Genomic DNA, 20,472 nt, shown 5'->3' with positions numbered 1-20,472 from the left:
GCGCCATGGCTCGAGCACTACAACACTGAACGACGCCACAGCTCACTCGCAGGCCATCCACCCATCAGCCGCCTGTAACCAACGTGGTGGCCGGGTACAACTAGCCCGCGAGCGCCGACCAGTCCTCGGGAGTCAGGGAGCCCAGCACCACCGGGTCCGGCCCTGGCCGGACCACGACTGCGCCCCCTTCAGGCAGGCTCACGCCGGTGACCGCGCGAAGGGGGTCACTGTGCGAGAAGATCACGAGGTTCTTGCCGGGCTCGAGCGGTTCGCTGAAGAGAGACATCAAATAGCTGTAGTCGAGATCGCTGCGCTCGCCCTCGCCGAGGAGCTTGACCTCTTCCCCGTCGCTTCGCCCGAAGGCCAACTCGGCCATGTCCTTGTTGCGCTCGTAGGGCGAGGTGAGGATGCGTGACGCGTCGATGTCGTTGGTCTTGAAGGCCTCGCCGATCGTGCGCGACTGCTCCTGACCCTCTTCGGAGAGGAGGCGTTGCTCCGAGCGCGGCGCCTGGTAGTCGTCGTACCCGCCACGATCGGTCGCCCCGTGGCGGAAGTAGATGACGACGGCGCCTTCCTTCATCGCGGCGAGAAGGGCGTCGCGGTCCTGCTCTTCGTTGACGCTGATGGTGTTCGAACCGGTCGGCGTGGTGGGCGAACCCGTTGTCTGGGTGGTCGTCTGCGTCGTCGCCGTATCAGCGCTGTCATCGCTCCCGCAGGCGCCGAGCGCGCCCGCGCCGAGGATGACAGCGGCGCCGATCATGGCCAGACGTCGTCGCTGAGAGATGGTCATCGCGGCCTCCTGCGGGTCGGTCGGCCCACTATAAACTTCACGCAGAGAAGTTCTCTAGAGCTTGCTCCGCACTCCGGCCCGAGCGTCGAGTGGTGCTGGCATGGGTTCGACCGCTTCGCCGAAGGGGGTCACGACCCGCCTTGGGCGACGAGGCATCACCGCCCAGAGGACTCCGCCCACGACGAGGACTCCACCGACCAGTTCCAATAGAGCCGGCCGTTCGCCGAGGACGATCCAGGCCGTCAGGATGCCGACGACCGGGACCAACATCGAGAAGGGGGCGACGACGCTCGACGGATGACGGGTCATCAGCCACACCCAGATCCCCGAACCGAGGACCGTCCCGATGAGGATTGTGTAGGCAAGTCCGATCCAGGCGGGGAGCGCGGCTGAGGTGAGCGAGGTCGCGAGCGCCTGACCGATCTCGGCTGGACCCTCAACGACCAACGACAGGGCGAGCATCGGCAGAGGTGGGACAACCGACATCCACAAGGTGAGGTGAAGGGGGTTGGGCGCCTTCGCCTGGCGGCTCGCGAGATTGCCGATCGCCCAGCCGAAGGCACCAAACACCACGAGCAGGAAGGGCATCCACGATGTCGCCTGCGCGCGCGTGACGCCGACGACCGCGAGCCCAACCACCGCGACCGTCACGCCGATGATCCGTGCGGGAGTGAGGTGTTCGCGCAGCACCAGCGCGGCAAGGATCACCGTGAAGGGGGCGGACGCCTGGAGGACGAGTGAGGCCAGGCCAGCGGGGAACCCGGCCGCCATCCCGAGGTAGAGCCCCAGGAATTGCAGCGTCCCGAAGCCGAGCCCGTAGCCGATCAGGTACCGCGCGGGGACCTTGGGGCGGGGGATGAGCACGATGGTCGGGATCGCGATGAGGGCGAAGCGCAGCGCCACGAGGAAGAGCGGCGGGAAGTGCTGCAAAGAGGCGTGGATCGCGAGGAAGTTCACGCCCCAGGCGGTCGCGACGAGGACCGCGAGGAGGATGTGGCGCACGGGCATAGGCCGAGTCTGGAGGCGGGATTCCCGATAGGTCTAGCGATTCTTTATCACCTCACTCATTAGGCTCCCTTCATGGATGTACGCCACCTCGAGCTGCTCAGGGAGCTCTCCGTCCGCGGCACCCTCGCGGCCGTCGCCGCGGCGACCCACCGAACTCCCTCGGCCCTGTCGCAGCAACTCCGCACCGCGCAGCGCGAATTCGGGGTCACGCTCGTGGAGCAGGACGGTCGCGGCCTGCGCCTCACGTCGTACGGTCAGTTGCTCGCCGACGCCGCCGATGAGGTCGCTCGGGTGCACGAAGAGGTTCAGGCGCGCCTCGACGCGGCCCGCGGCGAGCCGCGTGGGTTGGTGCGGATCGGGACCTTCCCCAGCGCAGGCGAGGCACTCCTCCCTTCCCTCGTCACCGCCCTGGCAGCCACGGCGATCGAGGTCGAGATCGACGACTTCGATCTCGCCGAGGCCGACTACGCCACGCGCACGCTCGACGCGGACATCGTGATCGCGCACAGCCTGACCGGCGATATCCCGGCGAGCGCGGACGGCCTGACCGCGCGCGTGCTCGTCCGCGAGCCGATCGATGTCGTCCTGCCGTCCGCCCACCCGTTGGCCGCCCACGCCGACCTGCGGCCCCGCGACCTTCGCGGCACGGCGTGGATTGGGGTGCCGCCGGGGTACCCCTTCGACACGATCCTGCAGCGGGTCGAGGCCGTCAACGACGAGCCCCTGACGAGGGTGCAGCGGCTGCGTGACAACCGGCTGACGCGAGCCCTGGTGGCCGAAGGGGTGGGGCTCGCGCTGCTCCCCCGCTTCACCACCGTCGGTGACGAAGGGGTCGTGCTGCGCCCCCTCGTCGGTGTGCCTGCGCGCCGATCGGTGATCGCCCTCGCCCGCCCCGACCGGTTTGCGCGCCTCGCCGTGCGCCGCGTGGTCGATGAGTTGGCGACTATCGGAGAGAGTTTGGCGGCCACCCACGGCGGGCTTCCCTAGCGCGTTACATTTCCCGTACAGTCATTATAAGACTGTAATGATGAGGAGGTGCCGATGAGCGTCAGCCAGACCGCCGAACGGCCGCTGAGCGCGCGCTCGGTCGCCCTCAGCCTGCTCCTCGGCGCCCGACCGCCGCGTCTCGACGCCCGGCACCTCACCGCCCTTGGCGAACTCTTCGACGTATCCGCGGCGACCATGCGAGTCGCCTTGTCCCGCATGGTTTCTGCCGGTGATCTCGAGGTCGCCAACGGTCACTACACGTTGGCTGCGCGACACATCGAGCGCCAGCGCATCACCGAGTCCCTGCTCCACCCGCAGCGCCGCCCCTACGACGGGATGTGGCGCATGATCGTGGTCGTCGAGCGCGGTCGGGCCTCACAGCAGCGGGCCGCCCTTCGTACCGAGATGACTCAGGCTCGCTATGCCGAATTGCGCGAAGGGGTGTGGCTGCGGCCGGACAATCTGCACGCCCCTCGCGGCGGCGATCCGGTGACGGCCGCGACCCCCGAGGGCGCGCAGAGTTTCACCACCCTGCCCGATGACGATCGCGCGCTGACCCGGCAGCTCTGGGATCTCCCGGCGTGGGCCAGCCGTGCCAACGATCTTCTCGCCGCGCTCGAAAGCCCCGGCCGCCCGATCGAGCACCTCACGACCGCCGCCGCGACGGTGCGGCACCTGCGCACCGATCCCGCCCTTCCGGACGAGTTGGCGCCCGAGCACTGGCCTGCCGATCGACTGCGCTGGGCCTACGAGGAGTACCGCGCCGACCTCAGCACTCGCTACCTCGGCGCGACCACCGACATCGACGCGAGCGCACCCGCCGCGGTCAAGGAGTGAACATGAAGACCCACGATGTGGTGAATCAGGTCCCGCCGCTGGTGGACTACAACGCCGCCGATTACCCCGTCCTGCGCGAAGCACTCGAGCGCGCCGGGGCCGCCGACGCCCTCGCCGAGGTCGATGAAGTCGGGCGAGCCGCTGGCAGCGACCACGCGATCACGCTCGGCGACCTCGCCGAGGAGCACCCGCCGACGCTCCACACCCACGACCGGTACGGCAACCGGATCGACGAGGTCGTCTACGACCCGGCCTATCACGAGCTGATGCGCACCGCCGTCGGGTTTGGCCTCCACGGAGCGCCGTGGCAGGACGAGCGGGAGAGCGCCCACCTCATCCGCGCCGCGAAGTTCAGCCTCTGGCAGCAGGTCGACGCCGGCCACGGCTGCCCGATTTCGATGACCTACTCGGCGGTGCCCGCCCTTCGCGCCAACCCCGACCTCTTCGACACGTACGCGCCGCTGCTCGGCAGCGAGGTCTATGACCCGACGCTCTCCGTCCCCTCGACGAAGGGGGGCCTCATCGCGGGGATGTCGATGACCGAAAAGCAGGGTGGCTCGGACGTGCGGGCCAACACGACGACCGCGACCCCCTTGCCCGATAGGACGTATCGGATCGTCGGGCACAAGTGGTTTACCTCCGCGCCGATGTCGGACATCCTGCTGACGCTGGCGCAGGCACCTGGTGGCCTCACCTGCTTCGTCCTGCCGCGGGTGCTGCCCGATGGCACGCGCAACGCCCTTCGCCTGCAACGGTTGAAGAACAAGCTCGGCAACCACTCCAACGCGAGCAGCGAGGTCGAGTACGAAGAGGCGATCGGCTGGCGCCTCGGCGACGAAGGGCGGGGGGTGCGCACCATCATCGAGATGGTGAACGGCACCCGGCTCGATTGCACCCTCGGGAGCGCGGCGCTTATGCGTCATGGCGTGCAGCTCGCCGCGCACCACGCAAACCACCGGTCGGCCTTCGGGAAGACGTTGATCGACCAGCCGCTGATGCGCAACGTGCTCGCGGACCTGGCGGTCGAGGCCGAGGCGTCGACCACGGTGGCCCTCTGGCTCGCCGCGCTCACCGACGATGCTGAGCGCGGCGACGAGCGGGCTGCCCTGCTGCGCCGGATCGGCCTTGCCGCGTCGAAGTACTACNCCACGGTGGCCCTCTGGCTCGCCGCGCTCACCGACGATGCTGAGCGCGGCGACGAGCGGGCTGCCCTGCTGCGCCGGATCGGCCTTGCCGCGTCGAAGTACTACGTGTGCAAGCGCGGGCCGGCGCATGCGGCCGAGGCCCTGGAGTGCTTGGGCGGCAACGGATATGTCGAGGACTCGCGGATGCCGCGGCTCTTCCGCGAGTCGCCGCTGTACTCGGTGTGGGAAGGGAGCGGCAACGTCGCCGCGCTCGACACGCTGCGCGCGATCGCTCGCCAGCCGGAGAGCCTGGCCGTCCTCTTCGACGAGCTCGGCGCGGCGGCGGGGGTCGATGCGCGCTACGACGCGTTCCTCACGCGGGCGAAGGATCAGTTCACCGATCTGGGGGCGCTGGAGTTCCGGGCGCGGACGGCAGTGGGTGAGTTGGCGATCGCCCTTCAAGCGTCGTTGCTCCTTCGCCATGGCCACCCGGCGGTCGCGGATGCCTTCGTCGGCTCGCGCCTCGACCGGCAATGGGGCACCGTCTACGGCACGCTCGACCAGAGCATCGACACCGCCGCGATCCTGGAGCGCTGCACGCCGAAGATCTGATGGTCGCCGCAGGCGGCCCCGGCGCTCTAGCATCTGCGCCGATACCTACCAGTCGAGAGCTCCCTTAAAGCGGCCCCGTGCGTCGTCGGTGAGTTGATATGGGCGGCGACGGAAGAAACGCGACCACTTCGTCGAAGGCCCGACTGGATAGAGCCAGATCTCCGACCACTCATCCTCATAGCCGCGGACGAAGGCCAAGGTCTTACCGTCCGGCGAGTAGACCGGGCCCCCGTCACTCAAGGTGGGGTCGCTTGGCCCCGGGACCAGTGCGAGCGCACCCGTCGCGGTCGTCACTTCGGCGACCCGTGAGCCCTGCCCCGGTTGCCAGGTCGCGACCGCGATCCGACTTCCGTCCGGAGAGAAGGCCGGGCTCGACAGTTGCGTGTCGGGAGGACCAATCGGTGCCACTGCGGCGCTCGAGATCGGCACGCCGCCAGCCCGTGCGACCGCGACGGCGGCACTGGACGCAACGCGCACCGACACATCGCCAGCCGCCGGGTCGACGAGGGCGAGAGCCAAACCCGCGCTCGGGTGCCAGGCGTGTCCGGTGATCTCGAACCCCGGCGAGAGGTCGGTGATCTGCACGCTCGCGTGAGTGGACGGGTTGAGAGCGAAGATCTCCCATCGGGCGTCGTCGGGGTCACCCACCGCTCCGAGGTGAAGGATCGTCTCCACATCCGCCCAGACCGGAGAGTGCCCCGCTCCGAGTACTTCCAGGGTCGCGCCCGAGGTCGCCGAAACGATCACGAGTCGAGAGGTCGGATCGGTCTCGCTTCCTCGGTGGATGATGAACCGGGTCCGGTCCGGGGACCATGACGGATTCCGGTCGCTGACGTAGGTCAGGTTCGCCCGATCGTCGATGACACGCTCGATCACCCCAGTGACGGGCGAGCAGGTGAAGATGTCCTCCTGACTCGTATGGTCACCGTCGTAATCCGACGTGCTGTACCCGAAGAAGGCGATCTGCGGCCGCCGCCGAAGGATCGGGATCACCCAGGGCGGGAGTGCCCTCTCCGCGGCGACTCCTATGGTTCCGAAGCCTCGGCGGACGGCGGCGTTCGCACTGGGATCGGGGAAGGTGGGGAAACGACGCTCGGACATGGCGACCCCTTCGCTCGCTGCGGTGGGCGCAACACTGCACCCGTAGGGGCAGGTCTCCGGCGTCAGGGTCACAGATCTGTCCCTCTTCCACGGTACGCCGAAGGGAGGGCCTGGGCGTGTGGATATGCGGCCCTGGCTTCGACACGTCACGCCTTGCGGGTGCTTCGTTCGGGCACACCGATGTTTCCGTTCGCGGGCCGTTGTCGGTGGCCTTCGGTAGCGTGAGCAGTAGATCGAGAAGAGCGACCACAAGCCCTCCGGCAGGTCGCCTGGCAACCGCCGCGTGCGGCGGTGCCCCCGGAGGAAGATCTGCCCCGCGGGCAGGCCGCGGGGAACGCACGAATGGAAGGTTCGCCATGTCCGAGCACCAGCCCCAGCCAGCCCAGGTCGTCGAAGTCGCGGCCGGCGGTGTCGACGGCTCGCCCGTCTGCTCCCTCTATCACCCAGGCCACCAGGCCCACTTCATCCAGGTCCGCAAAGCGCGGGCGACCGCACCGATCCCGCTGACGTTCGTCGCCCTTCGCGGCCGGTGTGTACGCACGACCGACCCGGAGGGGAAGCCAATGAACTTCTGCAATCACGACCCGGGTCGCCTCGCCCGCGCTGTCGAGCGCTCTGGAGGCCGCGACATTCGGCTGTATGACTACGGGATCCTCGCGATCGGCGGTGAGGTCTTCTGCGTCAACCGCGGGACCAGGCTCATCGGGGCGTGCCGCTCGTCGGACGGCCAGAGTCAGCTCGGCGTCACGGGGGTCGTCATCTAACGGCCGTCTCCTAGACGATGCGCCGTAGCCGTGCGCCCTCGTAGTCTCTGACAGATGATGCCGACGACCGACGAAGTCTTCCTGCTACTCACGAAGGATGACGGCAAGCTCGAAGGGATGACGACCCAGCGCGGCTACGGCCTCGTCGGGGCGATGCTGAGCGACTTGATCCGTGCTGGCGCGATCGACGTGACGGCGGACAAGAATCCGCGGCTGCTCGTCGTCGACAGCACGCCGACCGGCGATCCGGTCCTGGACCGTGGGCTAGAGCGGATCGCCAAGAAGTTCGACGGGAAGAAGCTCTCGTCGCTGATCAGCGACGGGAAGCTCAACCCGGAGAGCGCGGTCGTCGAGCGGCTTGCCTCGCAGGGCGTGATCAAGGTCCTGGAGAAGGCGGCCTGGGGCTTGATCCCCGAGCGGTACCCGGTCCTCAACCCTGGCCCGGAGCAGCAGCTTCGCCGGCGCCTCGCCGCGGTGCTCGCGGGAAGCGCGCCGCCGACCCTGCAGGACGCGACCGTGCTGTCGATCCTGCAGGGCCTGGGCGTGGCCCACACGGTCCTCAAGGACGAGGCCGCTGGAATGAGCAAGCGCGACCTGGCCAACCGCATCGAGCAGGTCGCTGCCTCCGACCCCAGCGGTGAAGCCGTCAGCAAGGCGGTCGAGTCCCTGAACGCCGCGATGATGACGGCCGTCATGATTCCGATGGTGGTAACGACCACCAATTAGCAGTGCCCGCCGGCCTCAGTGATCGCGTCGCTTATGGCGCGTCCATCATGACCGACACGCTATTGATGTGGTCGTCGTCGAAACCGAACCAGATGAAGCAGGGGTCGATTTCGAACCGCAGCCAATCAGCGCCTTCGGCCTCTGGCTCTCCGAAGAACTCCCGCACCTCCGCTCGGGTCGCGGTCGTGAGCGGCAATCCCTTGATGAGCGCGTCCGGTAGCGGGTAAAAGCCCGGACCCCCGTCGGGTCGGATCGCGAGGACCGCGGAGTCGAAGACACCGTTGACATACACCATGTCCGCGCCCATCTCCGGCGATGAGTAGTAGCGGGTGAACTCACCCTCGTCGTCGAACTCGCTGGTCTCGGTCGGCCCGCCAAAGATCTTCCACGGGATCTGGACCCGGTCGTCGCCGTCTTCGGCTCCGAGCACGTCGATCAGTTGCCGAAGCTCGCCCTGCACCGCCGGTCGGTGGCTGACGGGAGAAGGGGGACGAACCGAGCCCGGGTTCCGGTGCTGCTGCGTGGCAGCGGGGTCGTTCGCGGAAGCCGGACCTCGGTCTCTCGCGCTTCGCAACTCCGCGAGCGCTGGGCCGTAGAACCCTTCGACAATCTCCTGCCAGCTCTGCGCGTTGGCACCGAGGACGTCTGCGAACCTCGCGGTGTGAGCGGTCAACTCCGAACGTGTCAGCTCATCCAGTGTCCCGACCTCCTCCTGGAGATAGGCGTGGAGGAGCCGCTGGAGGAGTTGGAACTGGTATGGCGAGAGCTTCTTCTCCGGGCCTGAGCTCCGTCGCCACGGCCACCTCTTCGATCGCGAGCCCACCTCGTGCCCCCCTTCTCCCCTGCCTGCCTCAACCCGCCGAACGAGGCGGCCGCATAAGGATCGCCACTGCTTGCCCAGGACTGCCGATCGCCGGGTCCCGTCTTCGGTGACGAACCGCTCCCAGTCCGCGGGTTGGTCGGTCAAAGCGTGCCTCTGACGCTCCAATTAAAGCCGCTGTTCGGCGGAATGCCGCCGACTTAGCTCGCGCTCGGCCGGGTCAATCACGCGCGCGGGTCGATCAAGACCATCGCATGGTGGTTCGCGGTGGCGAGATCGTCGAAAGCCGCCTCGACTCCATCGAGACCGACGGTGCCGGCGTGGTGGATCGCCGGGTTGATCTTGCCGTCCGCCATGAGGCGCAGGCGCCGGTGAACTCACCGGGGTCATGCGCGCAGACGAACTGCAGGATGATCTCCGCCTTAATCCCAATTGAGGGTGTGATGAGTGCGGGGAGGGGGCTTTCGAGACACGCGCCACTACTTTGGTCTCTGAGGTGGGACTGCACTGCCAACCAGGTGCGACCCGGTCTAGGAACTCCGAGGGGCCATCACATCCGACTGGATATCCGCGACCGCGGTAGCTCACGCGCTCGACCTTCTCTTGCCGTAGGCCACACCTACGGTGAGATGATGGGCACATGACCGATCACGACTTCGAGGCCGACGCGGACTTCCCAGCCGAAACCGAGCGGGACAACGTCCTGGACGTCGATCCTGAACTTGAGGTCGTTTCAACCTCCTACGACATCACCTCTTACGGTGCCGACTATCCGGTTGACGGCCTGGTGAGCCGCCTTCAAAAGGGTGACATTGTTATTCCCACATTTGATCCGACCTTCGAGGGAAGCCAGGACATTCGGGGCTTCCAGCGAAAGTTCGTCTGGAGCCGTCCACAGATGGACAAGTTCATCGAGTCCCTACTCCTGGGGCTCCCGGTCCCGGGGATCTTCCTTGTCAGGGACAGGGACAACAAACTGCTGGTGCTGGATGGTCAGCAAAGACTCAAGACGCTGCAGGCCTTCTACAATCCCGACCGCTCCGGTGCGGACTATCGACTACGGAATGTCCAGGCACCATTCCAAAGCATGCGCTACCAAGATCTCGATGATGAGGATCGCCGGCGCCTAGACGACAGCATCATTCATGCAACAGTTCTGCGCCAAGAGCACCCGGCCGGAAACCAAGATGCTGTGTACTCAATATTCGAACGGCTCAATACGGGGGGTAGCCCTCTTCAACCACAGGAGATCCGCGTTGCGTTATACAGCGGCGCCTTCCTCCAGGAGATCGGGCGGACCGCGGCCGATATGCACTGGCGCAATCTTTATGGTGACCCCTCCGCACGCTTGAAGGACCACGAGCTGATCCTTCGAGTCCTGGCGCTCTACGAAAGCTTGTCCGACTACAGGCGCCCGCTCAAGTCCTTCCTCAACCACTACCTCGACGCGAACCGAAATCGGTCGGATTACAAGGGGCTATTCGACCTCTTTCGCGCAGCCGCGGAACGATTGGACGGAGCCCTCGGGAAGACCGCGTTTCGCCCGGTACGCCCACTCAATGCCGCCATTCTCGACTCGGTCTTCGTCGGGGTCATGCGGCGTCTCGAGAAGGGTCCAATCAACGACCTGGAACAACTCAGGGAGGCATATGAGGCTTTGCTGAAGAACGAAGATTATGTATCAGCGATCGACAAGTCGACGGCGGACGAGACCAGTGTGAGCCGGCGTATTGAGCTGGCGACCGCCGCATTCCGCGACTTGGTTTGATGGCACACTTTCGCGGCCGAAACGAGGTCAAGCGGCGGCGTGATCGACTGGAATCGGCAGTCGGGCTCATCGACGGGAGTACGCAGAATGGTGAGTTGCTGTCTCACTACGCGCGTTACGTCGTGGTACTTGTCAGTGGCTATGTCGAGCAGGGCGTGAAGGAACTCATTCGCGAGTACTCCCGAAATCACTGCGACAAGCGTCTTCAGCGATACGTTGGCAAGCAACTTGACCGCGTGAACGTCATCAATCCCGATCGCCTGAAACAGCTACTCGACTCTCTCGATCCGGAGTGGTGGCCAGAGCTTGAGGCTCGCCACGCAGACGACTTGCAAGCGTTGAGCAGCATCGTCACTCACCGCCACAAAGTTTCGCATGGCGGCGACTCTGAGATCACCGTTGTAACAGTTCGTCAGTACCTAAGCCAGGTCGATCCTGTTATGAGTTGGCTAATTAACTGCCTTGATCCGCCGCCATCTTCTTCATGACTCCTATCCTCCGACGAGCTGGAGCAGAGGGCGGGCAGCAGGTTGTTGCACGCCCACGCTCAAGCCAGCTCGTACAGCGATCCGTGCTTGCTGGCCATGGTCGACTCGACTGACTCGGCGAGGGCGGAGTCGCGTACGAGAAGACCGAACTCGACGTTGCGATTCTCGGCGCTGAAAGAAAAGTTGGCACTGGTCAACAACAGCACCTCGTGGTCGATCACGATGAACTTCGCGTGGCTGACCACACGCCTGCCGCTGGGGAGATCCCCAGACTGATATACGGTCGCCTTCGGCAGTTGTGCCTTGACTTCGACTGAGTCTGCCTTGTCGCCGTCGACGTAGACAGTGACGATGACTCCCGGCTGCTCGGACGCTTCCTTAAGCACTTTCCACATCTGGGAGGTCTGCTCGAAGTTGTACGTCGCGCACACGACGGACTGACGGGCCGCTTGAACGAGGCGGTGGAACTGGCCCGTCAGGTGGCCGATCTTCGCTTCGTTGCCCGGCATCGTCCAGACGGGCGTGAGATCACGGTTGAGCGACTTCGCCCCACTGATGGCACGCAGCACCCCTGCCGCACGATCGCCCTGCTCGTGGCTAAGTCCGGCATCAGCGAGCAACTGCTTGGCCTCGCCACGACGTGCGGCGTTGACGACAGACAAAGCCTTGACGACGTGCTGACCCGAGGCGAACTGCACGGCGAGGGCTTCGGCCTCGCTGGCAGTCAGGAACTCCCCCAGTGATGCGAAGGGGTCAGAGGGCATCCGGACTCCCGAAGAACCCGGGGACGGTCTCGCCCGTCGCCGTTGGGAGACTGAGCAGGAACCGCCGGTCGAGGAAGCGGTTGGCCTTCTCGCACGAGGTCTCCGAGGCGAAGGAGCAACCGTGGCATGCGGCACCGTGGAGAAAGTCCTCGGGGTCGCTCGGTGTCCGTATCGCGCAGACAGGGTCGGAAGAGCATCGCGCGGCACGACGTAGGCCAGACACGACAAGGCCGCGGAGCCGCTCGGGCTCGGACAGCGCGACCAAACCGCCCAAGGTGCCTTCGCTGTCGGATGCCGTGGTGCAGATCAGCAGTCCGGCGGCGGCCTCGCGCTGGGGTGTACTGGTCCAGCCGTAGATGCGTTCGGTGAGGCTGGCAGCGCCGTAGCCACTTGACATCGCCATCTCACGGATAAGGGAGTGCGACAGAGTGTGGAGTAGCCAGTACCGGGGCGCGGGCAGTCGCAGGTCGGGGTCGACGTTCTTGGCGGTCTCGGAGAACCGGCGCTCGAAGTTGCGGCGGTGGGCGGACCGGTGGGCATCCCACAACGGGGTCGAGAGGATCGACTGCTCCCACGTCGCGACCTCGCCGAGGTCGAGCTGGAGGAAGATTCCTTCACCTCGGTCCTCGGTGGCAGGAACCCAGGTCGGCTTGCCGTTGCGGGTGAGCTTGACCAGCCGGCTGACGAGGTCGTTGACGCGGTCCATCTCGTCGAGACGGGTGAAGCCCAGGACGGCATTCACCTTCTTCATCTGGTTGACCGCGACGACGCGACTGATCCGTTGGTGCAGGTCAGAATCGCGTTGCATCTCGGTGACCATGAGGCCGCTGGAATTCTGCTGCTGCGGGAAGAGTGACGGCTTCTGGAGGTAGCGCCACTCGGGCACGAGGAGGTCGACGGGGTCCCACGCGGCTAGCTTCTCCTGGCGGACCTCTTCGGAATCGGCTGGTGCGAGCACGTCGGCGATGGCGGCGGCGAAGTCGTCGTCGGTGAGTCCGTCGAGGTCGATGTTCTTAGCCCCAGAGAGCGCCTTGATGACGTCGATCTGGCTGCCGAACTGCCTGACCTGCTCAACGCCTAACTCGACGCGGAGCCGGTCGGCGAGGGCTTCCTTCTCCTCCGCGTCGGTGCGCGGCATGACGATGATCGACTGTATAGAGGCGAACCAGAGGTTTGAGGCCCCCATCATGATGAGCGCTGGGCGTGCATCGCAGCCGCTGTCGAAGGCATTGAGATGAGGGTGCCGCCCACGGCACTTCTGCGGGAGCTTGTCCCGGCCGATTGAGCCCTGAGCCTCCGCCATGCCACGGGTCTGGCCACAGGAGGCGCAGACGATGATGGAGCCGACGCTTTTGCCGACGTTGGCGTCTCTCATCTTCAGGTCGGGCAGTTCGGCCTTGGGGCACCTTTTGCCTCGGTGGACCCAGAGCGAGTAGGGGAACTCGTCGAGGTGGCCGTTGGTGCAGGTCAGCAGGTGCTGAGCAGGCACGGCAGGGCTGCCTGACTTTTTCTTCGCGTTGCCGCCTCGGCCAGGGCACTTCTTGTGGGTGAACTGCGCGAAGTCCGGGCGGAAGGGATGCGTGTTCGTGTAGTGGAAGCGCGGAAGCGGGCCGAGGTAGTCGCAGCCCGTGCATCGGAACCATTGCGGGAACACCCGCCCGGGGATACCGAGGTCGGAGCCTTCGCTCGACATGCCCATGCGCTTCGGTTGCCAAGGGAACGGACGCAGCGCGTCGACCTGGGAGCCAAGGTGGAGCCGGATCACGTTGAGGAGGCGCGGTTCGAGAATCGCCGGCACGTGGTCGCGGCGCTTCCAGATGGTCTCCCAGTCATCGAGGCCGGCGGGCATGATCGAGAAGTTCGGGAGGTCCATGATCGCGCCGGGACCGTAGGTGTAAAGCAGCGATGAAGGACGGGCGGAGCCGACCTTGGCGCGGTTCTTAACCAACCCTTCCTCGGCGTCACCGAGGGGGTCGAGCGTCTCGTGCTCGTCGCGCAACATGTCCTCAGCGGACTCCGGCAGCAGGTCGGTCATCAGTCCTCCTCCTCCTCAACCGGAAGGGTCCAGTCGCCAACGCCATCGGGCGTTCTGGCGAAGAGACGATCGGGCACCGGGCTGACAAGCAGGTTGATCTCGGGCTGAACCTCGCGCATGGAGTTGGCGATCACGAACGGAGCCTCCATCGAACCACCGACAGACGCCTTCGCATTCTCGGGGCTGATGATGAGCGGCAGGTACTTCCGGCCCTCGCCCGTGCGCTCGTAAACGAGCGTCGTATGCATGTCGGCGGCACGTCTGGCCCGTTCGGTCCATCGGTCCAGCCGGTTAACGAGAAGGTCGTTGGCTCTCTTGGTCGCGGCCTCGTCGAGGGCGGCGGCGGCGATCCGTTTCTTGAGTTTCTTAGCGATGACCTCCACCGCAGTGCGCTGGTCTCTGATCCGCCATGCCTCACGCTCCGGTGAGAGTCCGTCGACGACGGCCGCTTGAAGAACTCGGGCAGCGCTCACGAGCAGCCCATCGATACCGCGCGCCAGCGAAGTCGGCGAGTACGGCGTGACCGACAGGGCTTCGACCTGCGCATAGAAGGTCTCGTGGTAGTGCCGGAACTGCTCGAAATGCGCGAGGTCGCGGGGACGCGCCCAGTTTCCGAGCGACACCACCAGTCCCGGGCGAGCGGAGGGGTCACGTCCCACACGGGACGATGCCTGGATGTACTCAGCGGTGTTCTTCGGCTGGCCGACGACGAGCATCAGACCGAGACGCTGGACGTCCACACCGACCTGCAACATCGAGGTTGCCAGCACGACGTCAAACGGCGAGTCAGCCTCGGTGCGGCGAGCAGTCTTCTTGCCGTCCTTCTCGTCAGCGATGCGCTGCTTTGCGGCGTCCGAAGTGTCGTAGCCCGGGTCAAACTCCAAGCCGAGGCGGTCGAGCGTCGCACCGATCTCTGACGACGCGATACGGGAAGTCAACTCGCCGGTCTTCAACAGACCGAAGCTCGCCCCACGACGGCTTGGGAAGCCCGAGTCCTTACGCGGTCGCTTCACGCGGCTTTGCACGTCGTCGGCGACGTACCGCGCCATGCCGGCGAGCTCACGGGTGGCATTGAAGTAGCCGACCAGTGTCATGTACGGGTCGGCGGCAGCCCCAGCCATGTCGAGCAGCAACTGCCCGGCTGAGAGCAGCACCTCGGAGACGCGAATCTCTGCGCTCGACAGCCGTACTCCTTGAGCGCTGACGCCGATGTAGCGACGGCCCGGGTTGGCGTCGTCAATTGGTACTTCCCGCGAGAAGAACGTGTCAGCAACGTCAAGCACTTGCGGCGGGAAGATCTCTACCTGTCGGCCATAGAGCCCACGCACCTGTTCCTGAGCATTACGCACCGTTGCGGTGGAAGCCACGATCAGTGGCTTGACAGGAGCACCATCAGGGGTCTCCCACGACGACAGCGTCTCGACGGCAACCTCGAACAGTCCGACCGAGGTGCCGAGAGCTCCCGTGATGAGGTGCAGCTCGTCCTGGATGATGAGGTCAGGCGGGCGGAGCCGTCCGATGGGTGCGACAGTCGCGCCGGGCAGGCCGTCTTTAGCAGGGTGTGAGCCGACCTGACATGGCGCGTAGTCCGCGTGAACGTAGCCGTGCCGCCCGCATCGCCTGCTGACAAACCCGAACAGCGCTGCTGCTTCCCCTTCGCGAGCGAGGCGCGCGAACTTGTCGACCGTGGCGATGACGAAGGCGGGCGTGAGGCGGTAGATCTCCTCGTCCACAGTCAAGACGGGCAGGCCCTCGCCGACTGCTCCGCCCTTGGAGAACGGGCAACGGGCCAACTCGTCTCCGCAGTGGACGAAGACTCTGCGGTAGTTCGCGTCTGCCCTAACCTGGGCTCCGGTGATGGGTGTGCCGCACCAAGGGCAGCGCTGAATCTGGAGCACGGTCAGACGGTGACCGAAGCCCTCATTGACCTTCTTGAGTTGCTCGTCGGCTTCCTCAAACCGCTTCGGGCTGACATCAGTCCCAACCCACAGTCCGATGCGGAAGGGTGCGGCGCCCCAAGTCTCCTCGTCATCACGGCGGGCGAGCTCGGCGGCGCAGACCAGCGCGGTCGCACGCTGGAACTGCTGAGCGGTCAGGAGGCGGAGCGTGTATCGCATGAGCACAGCGATGCCGTCGCGCCCGTCGAGCAGTCCATGGGCGGACTCGACGACGCCCTGGCGTCGGCGGATGGCGAACGTATATGCGGCGAGTCCGAGGTACGCCTCGGTCTTGCCGCCACCAGTCGGGAAGAACAGCAGTTCAACCTTCGACTGGTGCTCCGAACTCCGGATCGGCGCGGCTGGATCAGTTAGAGCTCCGAGCTGCATCAGGATGAAGGCGAGCTGGAACGGACGCCACGATGCGGCGGACGAACCGCGACCAGCGACGACCTCTTGCGCTGCCTTAATCGACAGCGAGGCGTCAGCAGCACGTGCCGTGGCCACCTGCGAAGCGACGCGCTGGTCGCGCATGACTCGGTTCATGAACTGGAAGCAGCGCAGCGCCTCGGGGTCGGTTGCGACGTGCTCCAAGCCGGAAACCAGCCGCTGGTGCGCCTCGCGCGCTTCCCAGAGCGCGACCTCGGCGGTCTCCTGGAGGTGGCTTGGCAGCGTGGCGGCCTCCGCCTCCTGCGTGCCCAGCCATGATCCGTAACCATCGACGAGCGGAGCGAGGCCGGACCGCAGGTCGCCTGCCGTGACGGTCGAGAGCGCGTCCATCGACAGGGTCGCGTCCTCGACCGAGCGAGCCTTGGTTTGCGGCGTCTCTCCGATGGGCAGCCAGGTCGTTTCGACAGCGGTAGCGCGGCGCGAGCCGGTCGACAGCGACCAGTCGGCCGAGCAAGTGCGGCCGATCGCGAACTCCAGTCGGTTGCGGTACTGGAGGTTGAGGCGCTTGACCTCGTCATCGTGCTCGGGCCAGTCCTGCTCCATCACGTCCTGCACCGGCAGGAACACCTCGGCGCCACCGGCGTCGACGAGGAGCTTGGTCTGGAACATCCACATACTCAGCGGAATGGGCATAGGAGTCTCGCGGTCGTTGCACAGCGCGATCTCCACGAGCACCCGATCGAACTTCGGGTCGTCGTAGCGGTCGACCCGCAGGACGATCGAGTCCTTCAACCCGACTGTCGCGGTCTGGCCAGGCGTGAGGTCAGCGAGGCGAAGGGTGCGGGTCTCCTCAATCGGAGTGCGCTGGTATTCGCGCACCGGGCGGCCGGCCTTGGTGACCTTGTCGGTCTCGACCGTCTCGTAGGTGCCCCATGAGGCGATGACACGGAAGGTGTCGAGGTCGGCGGGCACTTGGAACCGCAGCCCCATCGACGCAGGGATCATCAAGCCCTGCTTAGGAGCGCGGTCCTCCACGTCGTCGTCCTGGGCGTCAGCCTCGGTGTCGTCGGCGGCGTAAGCCGGGACCCCGCGTCCCTCGGTGACGGCGTCGTCATCGGTGCGAACTTCGACCAGGTCCCCGCCGTCCGTGTCGTCAGGGGTGGCGGTCGCGGAGCCGACCAGCTTGACCGGTGCAATATGCCCGACGAGGTACTGCGAGCGAGGGCTGAACGGCAGCGTCTCCTCCGGGCCGTGGATCGGGCCGAGCAGTTCGCGCTGCAGGATGTCCACAAGGTTCTCGCGCACCGCGTACGACGAGCCGTCCAACTCATAGTTCAGCTCGTACGACGCCTGCGGCCCAGCCGCCTCAGTGGTTGCCTTAGTCACAAGTCAGAAGTCTGCCGTAGACCTCCGACGGGTTTGGCGGAGACTTACACATCCACGTCTGACGCCGGCTTCCATTGCAGCAGGACACGATCGCTGTCGAAGTATCGGCCGACGACACCTCGGCGGACGCGAAGGCTCTGCAACTGGGTCAATAGGATCTCCCGGCGTGAGTCGTCGCTCGTCCCGGCAGCTGCCCAGTGAGCCGCCACGGTCGAGCCACCCAGGGGCTCGGTTCCCCGCTCGGCGATGAGGCGATCGATGAGGTGCGGATCGAGAGTTGACCGGCTCATCGTTTGACGGCACGACGGGCAGTAGAGCACCGGACGCTTTTGGTTGGTGCCACGACAGAGGAACACGTCGCAGTGATCACAGCGAACCACGCGCGCGAGGAACGGACTCGTGGGCTCCCGCTCACTCCGCTTCCTGGCCTGTGGCGTGCTCCGCGCATCGAGCAGCCTCTGAAGGACCGTAAACTCCTCCGCACTGATGACCGCGAGCGCGTGGTTGACGACCGGCTTGCCGTCTTCGTCGCGGAACACAGCGAAGGGATCGGCTCGCTTCGCGCTCTTGGGGCGACCAGGGTTGTGCGGGGTCATGCCAGCCAGCACCGGGTTGCGGAGGATGCCGTCGACGGTCTGGCGGTTCCATGCGGTCGCCCCGGACTTCCGACGCGCGATTGAGCCGACTGGCAGCGGGGCGCCCTGAGCGGTCATCCAGGTGGTGATGGCGTTGACGGTCTCGCCGCTAAGTGCCTTGCCGACAACCTCGGCGAGCCAGGGCTGACGGACGGGGTCTTTGACGAGCACCCAGCCGGGGCCGTCGGGGTTCGCAGCCGACTGGTAGCCGTACGGGATACCGCCACCAGCCCAGCGCCCGTCCTTGAGGAGTTGTGCACGAGCCGCCCGGACACGAGCGCGAATGGCCTCGGCCTCCATCTCGCCGAACACCGCGAGCATCACCGCGAAGGCGCGGCCCTGCGGGCTAGTCATATCGATGGGGTCCTCGACAGCGACGAGGCCGGCCCCGCGCTTCTGGAGGGCTTCGTCAGCCTGAAGGAAGTCGAGGACGCGCCGGGCGAGTCGGTCGACCTTCCAGATGATGACGGCGTCGAAGTCGGTCGTGGCAAGTAGTGTTGCCCAGCCGTTGCGGTCCTCGGGGCGATTGGCGGTGGCCGAGACACCGTCGTCGATGAACTCCCCCATCACCTCCCATCCTCGGGCCTCGGCGTACCGGCGACAGGACTGGAGTTGGCGCGCGATGGATACGGACTCTTCTTTGGTGACGCTGAGCCGGGCGTAGAGCACGCAGCGCCGTTCTTGGTGTGTAGTCATGGGCCACAGCCCACTGCGTAGCCGGCAACCCGCCTCTACCGAGGTGCCACGTCGCTCTTGCAGGCGAAGGGCACCCTGGGGTTGATCGCGACCAACACCGTTGCTCAGGGCGACACCCGTGAGGTTGGGCTTGACGTCATGGTCACTAACGGCTTCACGATTACCCGGGCGATCCAGTCTCGTTCCTGGCCGGCGTCGAGCGCCAATCTGGAGTACGCAGCCGTATGGGGCACTGTCGAGACGGTCCCGGAGGACCTCCCACGGGTCGCCGACGGCGCCGATGTGCGGCGGATCAGCACGCTACTTGAACCAGTCGGGAGAGTCGCAGGACTCCCATCCCGCTTGGCCGAGAACGCCGGCATCTCGTTCATAGGCTCGATCGTCAACGGCGTGGGCTTCACAATGCCGCCGGAGGTGGCGTCGGAGATGCTTGCTGAAGACGATGCGGCGAACCGAGTTATCTTCCCGTACCTGACCGGCGAAGACACCAACAGCAGGCCTGATGCCAGCGCGTCCCGTTACGTAGTCGACTTCACTGGGATGAGCCAAGCGGAGGCGATGCATTGGCGTCGCCCATTCGCATGGGTTGAGGAGCATGTCAGGCCCCATCGCAGCACGCTGACCAACAAGCCCAAGCAGCAAGAAGAGTGGTGGCTCTACGAACGGCCAGGACCAGCAATGCGACGTGCGATCGCGGGGTTGCCTGAAGTGCTGGTCATCGCTCGTGTCAGCAAGACCGTGATGCCTCTCCGCGTTCCGACCGGGCAGGTGGTGAGCGAAGCCTGTGTGGTGTTCGCCACTGATGCCTACGGCGACCAAGCAGTCTTGTCATCAAGCCTTCACCAGCTCTGGGCGATCACGTACGGCTCGGGGATGCGAAACGATCCTCGGTACACGCCCTCCGACGTCTTCGAGACCTTCCCACGGCCTAGGTCGGCGGAGGCGTTGGAACAGATCGGGCGACTGCTTGATGAGAAACGGCGGAAAGTCATGATCCGACGCGACCTTGGGCTCACCAAGCTCTACAACCTCATGAATGATCCAGCCGTTGCGAGCGAGGCCGACAGTGACGTCGCTCGTATGAGGGCGATTCACACAGAACTCGATCGGGCGGTCCTGGCTGCCTACGGGTGGAGTGATCTCTCATTGGGCCACGGTTTTCATGAGTACAGGAAGATCGTGAGGTGGACGGTAGGCCCGGACGCGAGGACGGAGATCCTGGACCGACTGCTTGAGGAGAACCAACGTCGAGCAGCCCTTGAGTCGACGGGCCGGAGACCCGAGCGTCGCAGCGACGCGGCTCACGAGAGTGCAACCCTGTTTGATTGAGCCGCGCAGGCGTCAATCAAACAGAATCCCTCTCTCTTGAGGGATCTTGGCGGAAGCCTTTGGTCCACTTCCAACTTGATTCGCAGCACGCGCTTGGTTCTCGGCGAGGAGCCGGTCCAGGAGTTCCGTGCGCGCAACTGGACTCGGACCCCAGCGTTCAACCTTCCGGTGGGCCGCCCCCGTCATTCGGTCCGGACGGTGTGTGAGTCGTCGGTTTCGATTTGATGGGTGCATTGCCGAGCGTACTCGGCTGGGGGCAGGTAGCCGAGCGAGGA

The 20,472-nt window shown here is 65.7% G+C and carries 18 protein-coding genes and 1 riboswitch; of the genes, 9 read left to right on the top strand and 9 right to left on the bottom strand.

What is annotated here, in order from left to right; genetic code table 11:
* The coding region (locus AB8K43_RS15085) for an integrase core domain-containing protein (RefSeq protein WP_370895002.1) at positions 1 to 78 on the top strand (78 nt) is incomplete at its 5' end.
* 22 nt (positions 79 to 100) lie between these two features.
* On the opposite strand, the gene AB8K43_RS15080 is transcribed toward AB8K43_RS15085, so the two are convergent.
* Together AB8K43_RS15080 and AB8K43_RS15075 are read right to left on the bottom strand one after the other, a co-directional pair.
* A complete protein-coding gene (locus AB8K43_RS15080) occupies positions 101 to 790 on the bottom strand; it encodes a histidine phosphatase family protein (protein ID WP_370895040.1) in 690 nt (229 codons plus the stop codon).
* A 54-nt stretch (positions 791 to 844) separates the two neighbouring features.
* Positions 845 to 1,798 carry an EamA family transporter gene (locus AB8K43_RS15075; protein WP_370895039.1) on the bottom strand — a complete coding sequence of 318 codons (954 nt, stop codon included), beginning with the start codon at positions 1,796 to 1,798 and terminating at the stop codon, positions 845 to 847.
* 72 nt (positions 1,799 to 1,870) lie between these two features.
* On the opposite strand from AB8K43_RS15075, the gene AB8K43_RS15070 reads away from it, so the two are divergent.
* From AB8K43_RS15070 to AB8K43_RS15060, 3 genes are read left to right on the top strand one after another with little or no spacing between them, the layout of a single operon-like run.
* Positions 1,871 to 2,785, top strand: coding sequence for a LysR family transcriptional regulator (locus AB8K43_RS15070; RefSeq protein ID WP_370895038.1), 915 nt, complete (start codon positions 1,871 to 1,873; stop codon positions 2,783 to 2,785).
* A 54-nt stretch (positions 2,786 to 2,839) separates the two neighbouring features.
* Positions 2,840 to 3,622 carry a PaaX domain-containing protein, C- domain protein gene (locus tag AB8K43_RS15065; RefSeq protein WP_370895037.1) on the top strand — a complete coding sequence of 261 codons (783 nt, stop codon included), beginning with the start codon at positions 2,840 to 2,842 and terminating at the stop codon, positions 3,620 to 3,622.
* A 2-nt stretch (positions 3,623 to 3,624) separates the two neighbouring features.
* A complete protein-coding gene (locus AB8K43_RS15060) occupies positions 3,625 to 5,358 on the top strand; it encodes an acyl-CoA dehydrogenase family protein (RefSeq protein WP_370895036.1) in 1,734 nt (577 codons plus the stop codon).
* 45 nt (positions 5,359 to 5,403) lie between these two features.
* On the opposite strand, the gene AB8K43_RS15055 is transcribed toward AB8K43_RS15060, so the two are convergent.
* Entirely contained in the window at positions 5,404 to 6,531 is a 1,128-nt protein-coding gene (locus AB8K43_RS15055) for a hypothetical protein (protein ID WP_370895035.1), read from the bottom strand.
* Positions 6,532 to 6,690: 159 nt separating this feature from the next.
* Positions 6,691 to 6,804, top strand: a riboswitch (SAM riboswitch).
* Positions 6,805 to 6,815: 11 nt separating this feature from the next.
* Here AB8K43_RS15055 and AB8K43_RS15050 point away from each other — a divergent pair.
* Positions 6,816 to 7,223: a hypothetical protein gene (locus tag AB8K43_RS15050; RefSeq protein WP_370895034.1), complete on the top strand. Its 408-nt coding sequence runs from the start codon at positions 6,816 to 6,818 to the stop codon at positions 7,221 to 7,223.
* 54 nt (positions 7,224 to 7,277) lie between these two features.
* The gene (locus tag AB8K43_RS15045) at positions 7,278 to 7,949 is read left to right on the top strand and encodes a GPP34 family phosphoprotein (RefSeq protein ID WP_370895033.1); all 672 of its coding nucleotides are present in this window, start codon (positions 7,278 to 7,280) and stop codon (positions 7,947 to 7,949) included.
* A 31-nt stretch (positions 7,950 to 7,980) separates the two neighbouring features.
* Here the strand turns inward: AB8K43_RS15045 and AB8K43_RS15040 are convergent, their stop codons facing one another.
* On the bottom strand, positions 7,981 to 8,772 hold the full coding sequence (locus tag AB8K43_RS15040; protein WP_370895032.1) for a hypothetical protein: 792 nt from the start codon (positions 8,770 to 8,772) through the stop codon (positions 7,981 to 7,983).
* A gap of 221 nt (positions 8,773 to 8,993) precedes the next feature.
* On the bottom strand, positions 8,994 to 9,125 hold the full coding sequence (locus AB8K43_RS15035) for a hypothetical protein (protein ID WP_370895031.1): 132 nt from the start codon (positions 9,123 to 9,125) through the stop codon (positions 8,994 to 8,996).
* Positions 9,126 to 9,409: 284 nt separating this feature from the next.
* On the opposite strand from AB8K43_RS15035, the gene AB8K43_RS15030 reads away from it, so the two are divergent.
* A complete protein-coding gene (locus AB8K43_RS15030; protein WP_370895030.1) occupies positions 9,410 to 10,537 on the top strand; it encodes a DUF262 domain-containing protein in 1,128 nt (375 codons plus the stop codon).
* Positions 10,537 to 11,025, top strand: a complete 489-nt coding sequence (locus tag AB8K43_RS15025; protein WP_370895029.1) for a HEPN domain-containing protein — start codon at positions 10,537 to 10,539, stop codon at positions 11,023 to 11,025. Before AB8K43_RS15030 ends, AB8K43_RS15025 begins: the two co-directional genes overlap by 1 nt.
* Before the next feature lie 59 nt (positions 11,026 to 11,084).
* Here the strand turns inward: AB8K43_RS15025 and drmC are convergent, their stop codons facing one another.
* From drmC to AB8K43_RS15005, 4 genes are read right to left on the bottom strand one after another with little or no spacing between them, the layout of a single operon-like run.
* On the bottom strand, positions 11,085 to 11,789 hold the full coding sequence (drmC, locus tag AB8K43_RS15020; RefSeq protein ID WP_370895028.1) for a DISARM system phospholipase D-like protein DrmC: 705 nt from the start codon (positions 11,787 to 11,789) through the stop codon (positions 11,085 to 11,087).
* Positions 11,779 to 13,824 carry a DrmB family protein gene (gene drmB / locus AB8K43_RS15015; RefSeq protein WP_370895027.1) on the bottom strand — a complete coding sequence of 682 codons (2,046 nt, stop codon included), beginning with the start codon at positions 13,822 to 13,824 and terminating at the stop codon, positions 11,779 to 11,781. Before drmB ends, drmC begins: the two co-directional genes overlap by 11 nt.
* Positions 13,824 to 17,537 (bottom strand): DISARM system helicase DrmA, encoded by a 3,714-nt coding sequence (gene drmA, locus AB8K43_RS15010; RefSeq protein WP_370895026.1) that lies wholly within the window; start codon positions 17,535 to 17,537, stop codon positions 13,824 to 13,826. Before drmA ends, drmB begins: the two co-directional genes overlap by 1 nt.
* Before the next feature lie 44 nt (positions 17,538 to 17,581).
* Positions 17,582 to 18,868 (bottom strand): recombinase family protein, encoded by a 1,287-nt coding sequence (locus tag AB8K43_RS15005; protein ID WP_370895025.1) that lies wholly within the window; start codon positions 18,866 to 18,868, stop codon positions 17,582 to 17,584.
* Between the two features lie 81 nt (positions 18,869 to 18,949).
* Between AB8K43_RS15005 and AB8K43_RS15000 the strand changes: the two genes are divergently transcribed.
* Positions 18,950 to 20,197, top strand: a complete 1,248-nt coding sequence (locus tag AB8K43_RS15000) for a type IIL restriction-modification enzyme MmeI (protein ID WP_370895024.1) — start codon at positions 18,950 to 18,952, stop codon at positions 20,195 to 20,197.
* The last annotated feature ends 275 nt before the right edge of the window (positions 20,198 to 20,472 follow it).

Source organism: Janibacter sp. GXQ6167 (assembly GCF_041365945.1).
GTDB lineage: Bacteria > Actinomycetota > Actinomycetes > Actinomycetales > Dermatophilaceae > JBGFSK01.
This window is presented reverse-complemented; position numbering and strand designations above follow the sequence as displayed.